Below are 10,930 nucleotides of genomic sequence, written 5' to 3' on the forward strand. Positions count from 1 at the left end.
TCTGCGACATCCCCCTTCGCGGCCGCACGCACCGCGGCGGCCGATCTGCCCGGCCCACGAGATCCTCCTCGGCAAACGCTACCTGATCGCGGAGCGTTCGCCCAGGGGATGCGCAGTGCCCCAGCGAATCTGCCCGCGGGAGTGGAATGGCCATCGTGCGGCCACGGCGGGCCGCTCGATGTCCACCCCTCGCCCACCCCGGCGGGCAGCTCGATGAGGTGTTCACACCCGCGCTACGCTGCGGTGAGCGACGTGGGCGGTCCGGGCGAGCCGAACATGTCAGAATGCCAGACTTTGCCGCAGGCAGCAAGTCCAACAGCGTGAATCTGCTACAGCGGCAGCGTTTTCCAGGAGATTCGCCGACGTGAACGGCAGTTGTCGGTCCCCTGGGGTAGATATTTCGGCGACAGAGAACGGGGGAAGGCGATGACCGACCGACAGGCGCCGTGGACCGAGGACCAGGTCCGCGCACTCGCGCCGGACGCGAGCTCACTGGCTGCCGCACGCAAGCTGGCCGGTCGCTGGCGCGAGACCGGCGCCACGGGGAGCGCGGTGTGGGGATTGTGCCAGGGCAGCGGGTCCAAGCCCTATCAGACGGTCGTCGATCTGGCCGGGCCCGCGTACAAGTGCTCGTGCCCGAGCCGCAAGTTCCCGTGCAAGCACGCGCTGTCGCTGCTGCTGAGCTGGTCCGGCGGCGCGGTGGCGGCGCAGGACGCGCCCGCCGATTTCGCGGCGGAGTGGCTGGCGGGCCGGGCGGCCAAGGCGGCGGCACCGCCCAAGGCCAAGGCCGCCTCGACGCCGTCGCAGGCGACCGTCGAGCAACGCCGGGCCAGGGTGTCGGCGGGGCTGACCGAGCTGGAGGTGTGGCTCACCGACCAGATCCGGACCGGCCTGGCCCAGACCGACCGTTCGTTCGCCGCCTACGAGGCCATCGCGGCCCGCATGGTCGACGCCCAGGCGCCCGGCATCGCCGCGACACTGCGCCGGCTGCCCGCCGCCGTGGTGACCACCGAACACTGGCCCGAGCTGCTGCTGCGCGAGTACGCCCGGCTGCATCTGCTGGTTCTGGCCCATCGCACCATCGACGCCGTCCCGGAGCCGCTGCGGGCGGGTATCCGTACCCACGTCGGCTATCCGACGCAGGCCGAGACGGTGCTCGCCGAGCCCGCGGTGCGTGATCGCTGGCTGGTGCTCGGCATGCGGGTCAGCGAGGAGGAGCGGCTGCACACCCGGCGCACCTGGTTGCGCGGCCGGAGCAGCGGACGCTGGGCGGTCCTGATCGAACATTCTTTCGGCACACCGAATTTCACCGGTGAGGTGCCCGCGCCCGGCCACCAGGTCGACGCCGATCTGCACTACTACCCCGGCGCCGCGCCGCTGCGCGTGCAGTGGGGCGCCCGCCACGGCGTCCCCGAGCCGTTCACCACCGTGCCAGTGATCGGCGGCGTCACCATCGGCGACGCGCTCGACGCCTACGCGTCGGCACTCGGCGACGATCCGTGGCTGCGCGCCTGGCCCGCCGTGCTGGCCGACGTGGTGCCGGTGCTCGACGAGCACGGCTGGCAGCTCGTCGACGCCGAGGGCGCCGCGCTGCCGCTGCCCGCCGGGGTGCGGCCGTGGCGGCTGTTCGCGGTAGCCGGCGGTCATCCGGTGACGGTCACCGGCGAGTGGCGCGCCGACGGGTTCGATCCGATCTCGGTGTTCAGCGCGGGCGAGGTCACCGATCTGGAGACCGAGTTCTCCACCCACTCGGCACCGACTCCCGAACTCGCCGAACTGGTTTCGGTCGCGCTGCTCGGCACCGCGCGGCGCAGCGCGGACGGCGTCCGGCTCGATGCGGCCGTCACCGCGGCGGTGCCGCAGCGCTCCGGCGAACCCGCGGTCCGGTTGCTCGACGCGGCGGCCCTGCAGGATCTGTACCTGCGCGGCGGCCGGATGCCGGGCGCCGCGCCGAAGCCGGAACCCGCGCCGGACGACCCGCGTCTATTGCTGCCCCGGCAGGCCGCCGACCGCCTCGGCCGCCTGCTGACCGACAAGTCGGCGTTCCTGCCCGAGTGGTTCACCGCCGCGGCACCGTTCGACTTCCGGCTGCCGGACGTGCTGTGCGTACAAGCGCTCACCGCCGCCTCCGACGGCCAGCTGCGCGGACCGCTGCTGCGGCTGGCCGGTCGTCGTGGCCGGTGGCTGGCGGCGCGGAACCCGGCCTGGTCCGCCCTGCTCGACTCGTTCCCGGTGGATCGGGCCGCGATCGAGACGACCGCACCCGAAGAAGTCACCGGAGCACCTGGCGCACAAGATGTCTGGCTGTTCGGCGCGGCCGGCGAGCGCAAAGACTGGCTGGCGCGGCTGCGCCGCACCGATCCCGCCGCCGCGCTCGAGGTGCTGAGCACCGCGTGGGCCAAGGAGTCGGGTCCGATCAAAGCCGAGCTGCTCGCGCTCCTCGTCGACGGGCTGAGTCTCGACGACGAGGCACTACTCGAGCGGGCCCTCGACGATCGACGCGGCGATGTTCGGCGCACCGCGGCGGGCCTGCTGGCCCGGTTGCCCGGTTCGGCGCTCGGGCAGCGGATGGCGGCGCTGGTGTCGTCGTGGCTGCGCGTCGGCGCCGACGGCACGGTCGAGGTCGCGGTGCCCGCCGCCGTCGACGCGCAGGCCAGGCGCGACGGCATCACCGACGGCACCGACCAGGCCACCCTGCGCTGGGACACCCCGGACTCGACGCTCAAGACCCTGCACCAGGCGATCGCGGCGACCCCGCTGACCGCGTGGGATCAGCTCGTCGGCGCCACCGGATCGGCCACCGCGACCGCCGCCCTGACCCTGACCCTGCCGCCGCGCTACGCCAAGGCGATCGTCGACGGCTGGGTCGACGCCGCCCTCGCCCAGCGCGACACCACCTGGGCCCGTGCGCTGTTCGCGCACGCCTCCCCGACCGAGCAGGCCGTGCTGCGCCGCCGCGAACTGTTCACCCTGCTCGACGCCGCCGACCGGATCGAGCACGTGCTCGACCTGGACGCGCACCAGCTCACCGAACTGCACGCGATCCTGCCCGGCCTCGACCATCCGTGGCCACGACCGGTCGCCGACCACGTGGTGCGGCTGCTCGGCGAACGCGCCCGCACGACCTCCCGCCAGGCCCACGCGAACGCCGGCGTCTACGCCGACCGCGCCCTGATCACCGCGGCGGGCATACATCTGCCCGTCGACCTGGCCGAGCGCGTCACCGCGCTCGCCGACAGCACCGACGACCCCGCCTGGCAACAGGCCTTCCACCGACTCGCCCACGATCTCACCGACCGCGCGACCATGCTCGAGGAGCTGCGATGACCACCACCGAACCGGCAACCACCCTGCTGCGTCCGCACGCCGAACAGGCCTTCGCCGACGAGATGGCCGCACTGGCGCGCGTCGATGACCGGCCGCGCCCGCCGTCCTGGCGGCTCTCGCCGTGGGCGGTGGTCACCTATGTCCTCGGTGGCACGCTCGACGACGGCACGGTCATCACGCCGAAGTACGTCGGGCCGCGGCGGCTGATGGAGGTGGCCGTCGCGACCCTGGCCACCGATCGCGCCCTGCTGCTGCTCGGGGTGCCCGGCACCGCGAAAACCTGGGTGTCGGAGCATCTCTCGGCCGCGATCAGCGGCGAGTCGACGCTGCTGGTGCAGGGCACCTCGGGGACCGCCGAGGAGGCCATCCGCTACGGCTGGAACTACGCCAGGCTGCTGGCCGAGGGGCCCAGCGACGCCGCGCTGGTCGCCTCGCCGGTGATGACGGCCATGCGGACCGGGGCGATCGCGCGCATCGAAGAGCTCACCCGCATCCCGTCCGATGTGCAGGACGCGCTGATCACCATCCTGTCCGAGAAAACCCTGCCGGTGCCCGAGCTGGGCGCGGAAGTGCAGGCGGCCAAGGGTTTCAATGTGATCGCCACCGCCAACGACCGCGACCGCGGCGTGAACGATCTGTCCTCGGCGCTGCGCCGCCGCTTCAACACCGTGGTGCTGCCGCTGCCCGCCGACGAGGATTCCGAGGTCGCCATCGTCAGCAGGCGGGTCGAACAGCTCGGCGCCGCACTGGAATTGCCGACCGTGCCCGCCGCGGCCGAGGAGGTCCGCCGGGTGGTACGGGTGTTCCGGGAACTGCGCTCCGGGATCACCGCCGACGGCCGCACCAAGCTCAAGTCGCCCTCGGGCACCCTGTCCACGGCCGAGGCCATCTCGGTGATCACCAACGGGCTCGCCCTGTCGGCTCATTTCGGTGACGGCGTGCTGCGGGCCTCCGACATCGCGGGCGCCGTCCTCGGTTCGGTGATCAAGGATCCCGTCGCCGACTCGGTGATCTGGACCGAATACCTCGAGGCCGTGGTGCGCGAGCGCCCGGACTGGGCCGACTTCTACCGCGCCTGCCGCGAGATCTCGAACTGACGCCGGGCCGACGGGGAGGACGGAACAGACCGCACACATGGGGTTTTCGATGAATCGACAGACCGACGGCGCGATCGCGGATCACGATCCGACGAGCGCCGCGGACCATGCGACCGGCCAGGCAGCCGAGCCGGGCGCGCAAGTCACCGCGGCGCCGGCCACGCACGGCCCGGTGCTCGCCGCGGCCGGCCCGGGCCACGTGGCCGATGCGGGAGAGGCCGCCCACACGCGAGTCTTCGGGATCCGCCACCACGGCCCGGGCTCAGCCCGATCGCTGCGGCAGGCGCTGGCGGAGTTCCGCCCCGACGCCATCCTCATCGAAGGCCCCGCCGACGCCGACCCCCTCGTCGGATTCGTCGCCGCCGACACCATGAATCCGCCGGTCGCCCTGCTGGCCTACGTCCCGGACTCCCCTGCGCGCGCGGCCTTCTGGCCGTTCGCGGTGTTCTCCCCGGAGTGGCAGGCCATGCGCTACGGCGTCGACCACGCCGTACCGGTGCGCTTCTGCGACCTGCCCGCCGCGAATGTCCTGGCCGCCGAGGACGACTCCCGCGGTGACCGCACCGACCCGCTGGCCGCCCTGGCGACGGCGGCGGGCTACGACGACGCCGAGCGCTGGTGGGACGCCGTCGTCGAATCCGTGCCGGACAGTGCGGCTTTCGACGCGATCACCGAAGCGATGGCCACTCTGCGCGAAGACGCGATCCACCACGCGCCGGCCAGGGACTCCGACCAGGCGACGCCGGCGTCCGACCCCGCCACGCGCCCGGGAGACACCGCGCTCCCGGCCGAGACAGCGCTTCCACGCGACGGCGAACACCCGAGCGAGGCGAGGCTGCCGGATGCGCCGGGAAACGCAACCGATCGCACTCCGTCGACGCAGCCCGATGACGCGCGGTCCCCTGCGGGCGCGCCCTCGGCCGCATCGGAACCACCGGACAGCGTCTCGCCCACACCTGGATCGGGCGCTCCCCTCGCAGCAGATCCCGAGAATCCCGCGCTCGCACCGCTGGTCGTCGATCAGCACACCCTGCGGCGTGAGGCGTACATGCGGCAGGTGATGCGGCAGACGCTCAAGGACGGGTCGAAGCGACTGGCGGTGGTGTGCGGCGCCTGGCACGCACCCGCGTTGACCGGGCCGCTCGGACCGGCGGCGCCGGATGCCCGGCTGCTGAGAGGATTGCCGAAGACCAAGACCGCGCTGACCTGGGTGCCGTGGACGCATTCGCGGCTGGCGGCGGGCTCTGGGTACGGGGCCGGGGTCACCTCGCCGGGCTGGTACCACCACCTGTTCACCGAGACCGAGCGTCCGGTGGCGCGATGGCTGACGAAGGTCGCGGGCGTGCTGCGGGCGCACGATCTGCCGGTGTCGAGCGCGCACATCATCGAGTCGGTGCGGCTGGCCGACACGCTGGCCGCCCTGCGCGGGCGTCCGCTGGCCGGATTGTCCGAGGTCACCGAGGCCGTGCGCGCGGTGATGTGCGGTGGCGACGAGACCATGCTGCGGCTGGTGATCGACGAACTCGTCGTCGGCGAAACCCTCGGCGGCGTCCCCGAGGACACCCCGACCGTGCCGCTGGCGGCGGATCTGCGAGCGCGGAGCAAGACCCTGCGGCTCAAGCAGGAAGCCCTGGCCCGCACGGTCGATCTGGACCTGCGCAAGGAGCGCGATGTCGAGCGCTCGCATCTGCTGCACCGGCTGCGGCTGCTCGGCGTCGACTGGGGCACCCCGACGGTCGGCGAGGTCCGCAACACCGGCACCTTCCGGGAGACCTGGACCCTGCGCTGGGAACCGGAATTCGAGGTCCGCATCGTCGAGGCCGCGGTCTGGGGCACCACGCTGCGCACCGCCGCCGAGGCGAAGATCCTCGACACCGCGAGCCGGGACGGCGTCTCCGTCGCCGACCTCGCCGACGCGCTGGAGATGGCGCTGCTCGCCGATCTGGGCGGCGCCACCGACGGCCTGATCACCCGGCTGGAAGCGGCCGCGGCCCTCGACCACGACGTCACCCACCTGCTCGGCGCGCTTCCCGGACTGACCAGGACCCTGCGCTACGGCGATGTGCGCGGCACCGACACCAAGGCGCTGGCCCATGTCGCCGACGGTCTGCTGGTGCGGATCTGCGCCGGTCTGCCCGGCGCGGTCACCGGCCTCGACACCGACGCGGCCGCGGCGTTGCGTGCCCAGATCGATGCCGCGCACACCGCGATCAGGACCCGCGACGACGACCACACCACCGCCGAATGGCTGGCCACGTTGCAGCGCATCGCCGACCGCGACGATGTGCACGGCGCGATCAGCGGCCGCGCGGTGCGCCTGCTGTGCGACGCCGAACGCATCGACGACGCCGACTCGGCCCGCCGCCTGGCCGCCGCCCTGTCGGTCGGCAATACCCCCGCCGCCAAGGCCGCCTGGATCGACGGCTTCCTCGGCGGGCGCGGCCTGCTCCTGGTCCACGATCGGGAGTTGTTGCGCCGCATCGACGATTGGCTCCGCGAGCTCACCGAGGACCAGTTCGTCGCCACCCTGCCCCTGCTGCGCCGCACCTTCGGATCCTTCGAGTCCGGCGAGCGCCGCGCCATCGGCCAGGCCCTGCGCGACACCGGTTCCGCACCGGCCGCCGTCACCGGCGCGACCCCGATCGACCCGGCTCGCGGGCAGCTGGCCCTGCGTGCCGCCACCGCGATCCTCGGGGCCGCCGGATGACCGTGCCCCCGTCGCCGCAGCACTGCCCGCTCGATCACCAGGAGCAGCCCGCATGACCGATATCGACGACAACCATTCGCGCCGTTGGCGACTCGTCCTCGGGCAGGCCGCGGAGGAACAGCTCGGCGGCCTGTCCTCGGGACCCGACCAAGCCATGGACCAGGCCCTCGGCGCCCTCTACAACACCGGCGAGGCCGGTGGATCGACGAAAAGGTCGGGCGGACTGGGCGGTTCGGCGCCGCGCGTGGCGCGCTGGCTCGGCGACATCCGCACCTACTTCCCGGCGACCGTGGTCGAGGTGATGCAGCGCGATGCCGTGCAGCGGCTGAATCTCACCCAGCTGCTGCTCGAACCGGAACTGCTGGAATCGGTGGAACCCGATGTACACCTGGTGGGGACGCTGCTCGGCTTGAACCGGGTGATGCCGGAAACCACCAAGGCCACCGCCCGGATGGTGGTCGAGAAGGTGGTGCGCGAGATCGAGCGGCGCATCGCCGCCAAGACCGTCGCCGCGGTCACCGGCGCGATCAATCGCTCGGCCCGCACCCACCGCCCGAAACTGCGCGACATCGACTTCGACCGGACCATCCGCAAGAACCTGGCCAACTACCTGCCCGAGCATCGCACCGTCGTGCCGGAACGGCTGGTCGGCTATGGGCGCAAGGCGCAGTCGATCCAGCGCGACGTGGTGCTGGCCATCGACCAATCCGGCTCGATGGCGGCCAGTGTCGTCTACGCGTCGGTCTTCGGCGCGGTACTGGCGTCGATGCGGTCGCTGAAGACCTCGCTGGTGGTGTTCGACACCGAGGTCGTCGACCTCACCGATCAGCTCAGCGACCCGGTCGACGTGCTGTTCGGCACCCAGCTCGGCGGCGGCACCGATATCAACCGCGCCATCGCCTACTCGCAGTCGCTGATCACCCGGCCCACCGACAGCCTGTTCGTGCTCATCTCCGATCTCTACGAGGGCGGCGTGCGCGAGGAGATGCTGCGCCGGTGCAACGCGATGAAGGAGGCGGGCGTCCAGGTGGTGGTCCTGCTGGCGCTGTCGGACGAGGGCGCGCCCGCCTACGACCACGACAATGCCGCCGCGCTGGCCGCGCTCGGCATCCCCGCCTTCGCCTGCACCCCGGACAAATTCCCCGATCTGCTGGCGACCGCCCTCGACCGGGGCGACATCACGCACTGGGCCGACACCCACGCTCCCGCCGTGTAGGACCGTGAGTTTCGCTAGGCTGCGAAGCGATCGGGTTCGGTGAACGGGGTGAGGCGATGTTGCGGCGCGGAGAGGTGTTCGCCGGGTTCGTCATCGAGCGGGAGCTGGGACGCGGTGGGATGGGCGCGGTGTACGCGGCCCGTGATCGGCGGCTGCCGCGGCTGACCGCGCTCAAGCTCATGCACCGTGACCTGTTCACCGACTTCGAGATCCGGACCAGGTTCGAACGGGAAGCGGACCTGGTCGCGCAGCTTGATCACCCGAACATCATCACCGTCTACGACCGCGGCGTCGACGAGGACCAGCTGTGGATCGCCATGCAGTTCGTCGACGGTGTCGACGCGGCGGCGGTCCCGGTGCCGCAGTTCGGGATCGAGCGGATCGCCCAGGTGGTCACCCAGACCGCGAGCGCGCTGGACTACGCGCACCGCCAGGGCGTACTGCACCGCGACGTGAAACCGGCCAACATCCTGCTCTCCCGGACCGCGGGCGTCGGCGCCGGCTTCGACGAACGCGTGCTGCTCACCGACTTCGGCATCGCGAAACTCCTCGACGACACCGGCGGTCTCACCCGCACCGGCCAGTTCACCGCCACCATCGCCTACGCCTCCCCCGAACAACTCAGCAGCGCACCGCTGGACGGCCGCGGCGACCAGTACTCCTTGGCGTGCACCATCTTCCGGCTGCTCACCGGCACCGGCCCGTACGACGCGCCCAATCCGGCGACCGTCATGCTCGGCCATCTCACCGCCGTTCCCCCGCGGGCCAGCACTCGTCGATCGGCTCCCCTGCCTGCCGCCGTCGACGCCGTCCTCGCCAAGGCCATGGCCAAGGAACCCGCCCGACGGTTCCCCACCTGCACCGAGTTCGCGGCTGCCTTCGCCGAGGCCATCCGCCGCCGAGCGCCGTCCGCGCCGAGCGGAGTCCTCCCGCTCAGCACCCCGGCCCAGCCCCGGACCGGCGGGCTGCCGACCACGGGTAGCGCACCGGAAACCCGGCCCGGCCACGACCTCCGTGGCAGCGGCGCCGGGCACTCGACCAGCACCGCGAGTCCGGCCCGCACCGAATCCCAGCAGCCACGTCGAGCCCCGGAACCGGACCTGTCCCGCCGGCTCGACCCGACCGCGCGTGGCCTGACGTCCGCGGGCAGCGGGCCACGGATCGACACCCGGCATCCACACCGGCACTCCGACACGGCGGCCGGCTCCCCGGTGTCCGGTCAGCGCGCCCCTGGGCAGCGAGGTGACGGCCAGGCTTCCCCGGCGGCGCCCAGGCTCGAACACCCGCGCCGGAGCAGCGACGCTGTAGCCAGTGCCGGCTCGGGGTGGCTGAACGCGGTGCACGGATGTCTGATCGGGGGCGCGATCGGTGACGCGCTCGGCGCGCCGATCGAAACCAGGTCGCTGCGGCAGATCCGGGATCAGTACGGGCAGGCGGGACTCACCGACGCCGACATCCTGCGCATCTCGGAGGAGACGCAGCTGACCGCGTTCACGGTGGAGGCGCTGATTCGCGGTTCGGTGCGGGCCCGGGCCAAGGGCATCGGCGGAGCGACCATGGGCCTGTTGCAGCAGGGCATGCTCGTCTGGTTGCGTGGTCAGGTCGTCGAACTGCCCGACCAGCCCTTCACGCTGCACAGTTCACTCGGCGCCTACCCTGAACTGATCGAGCAACGCGGCGTGGCGAATTCGGTGTACACGGCCCTGCGCCAGGCGGCCGCGCGCCGCGCGCCGACCGCCCCGCTGGGGACCCGTCAGCAGCCGATCAACCATTCCAAGGGCAGCGGCGCGGTGATGCGTGCGGCGCCGTGCGGATTCGGTTACGCCGCAGACCGTTCCGGCGCGGCCACCGGGGCGATCTTCGAATTGGGTTGTGACGCGGCCGCACTGACGCACGGCCATCCCAGCGGCTGGCTGCCCGCGGGCACGCTGTCGGCGCTGATCTACCAGCTCGCCCGGGGAAACGACACCACGACAGCGCTCGCGCGCGCCCGAGCCGAACTGGCGACCTACCCCGATCACGAGGAGACCTCGGCCGCTGTCGATGCCGCTGTCGCACTGGCCGAGGCGACCGCGCGCGCCGGTCGCGGACCGGCCCCCGAGGAGGTCGAATCCCTCGGCCAGGGCTGGATCGGTCCCGAGGCTCTGGCCATCGCCGTGTTCGCCGTGCTGGCTGCGGAATTCCGGGGCGGTGCCGCCCACGAGATCGTCCGCACCGGACTCCTGTTGTCGGTCAACCACTCCGGTGACAGCGACGCCACCGGCTCGATCGCGGGCAGCCTCCTCGGCGCCCGCTACGGCCGCGCCGCCCTCCCCCGCCGCTGGTCCGACACCGTCGATGCCCGCGCCGCCCTGGACCGCCTCGCCACCGACTACTGCACCGAATTCGGCCTCACCCCACCCCGCGACGCCCACGGCCAGCCCACCGACGACTGGTACGACCGATACCCGGCGTAGGCGGATCGCGCCGATCGGACCAGATCAACGCTGTTCGAATTCGGTCCCCGAGGTATCGTCAGAGAACTTCGGCCCCAGCATGATTCGGTCCCCGGGCGCGACTGCATCTCGCAACCGCTGAGCCTCG

5 protein-coding genes are annotated in these 10,930 nt (G+C 72.3%); all 5 read left to right on the forward strand.

Annotated elements, in window-relative coordinates:
• The first annotated feature begins 426 nt into the window (after window positions 1-426).
• Genes NV348_RS08295 through NV348_RS08315 form a run of 5 tightly spaced genes read left to right on the forward strand, consistent with a single transcriptional unit; the run spans window position 427 to window position 10,803 of the window.
• A complete protein-coding gene (locus NV348_RS08295) occupies window positions 427-3,327 on the forward strand; it encodes an SWIM zinc finger family protein (RefSeq protein ID WP_447146490.1) in 2,901 nt (966 codons plus the stop codon).
• Window positions 3,324-4,424: an ATP-binding protein gene (locus NV348_RS08300; protein WP_447146491.1), complete on the forward strand. Its 1,101-nt coding sequence runs from the start codon at window positions 3,324-3,326 to the stop codon at window positions 4,422-4,424. Before NV348_RS08295 ends, NV348_RS08300 begins: the two co-directional genes overlap by 4 nt.
• A 49-nt stretch (window positions 4,425-4,473) precedes the next feature.
• Window positions 4,474-7,131 carry a DUF5682 family protein gene (locus tag NV348_RS08305; RefSeq protein ID WP_447146492.1) on the forward strand — a complete coding sequence of 886 codons (2,658 nt, stop codon included), beginning with the start codon at window positions 4,474-4,476 and terminating at the stop codon, window positions 7,129-7,131.
• Window positions 7,132-7,183: 52 nt separating this feature from the next.
• The gene (locus tag NV348_RS08310; RefSeq protein ID WP_447146493.1) at window positions 7,184-8,347 is read left to right on the forward strand and encodes a VWA domain-containing protein; all 1,164 of its coding nucleotides are present in this window, start codon (window positions 7,184-7,186) and stop codon (window positions 8,345-8,347) included.
• A gap of 56 nt (window positions 8,348-8,403) precedes the next feature.
• Window positions 8,404-10,803, forward strand: a complete 2,400-nt coding sequence (locus tag NV348_RS08315; RefSeq protein WP_447146494.1) for an ADP-ribosylglycohydrolase family protein — start codon at window positions 8,404-8,406, stop codon at window positions 10,801-10,803.
• The last annotated feature ends 127 nt before the right edge of the window (window positions 10,804-10,930 follow it).

The sequence above is a fragment of the Nocardia fodinahabitans genome, from assembly GCF_052983615.1.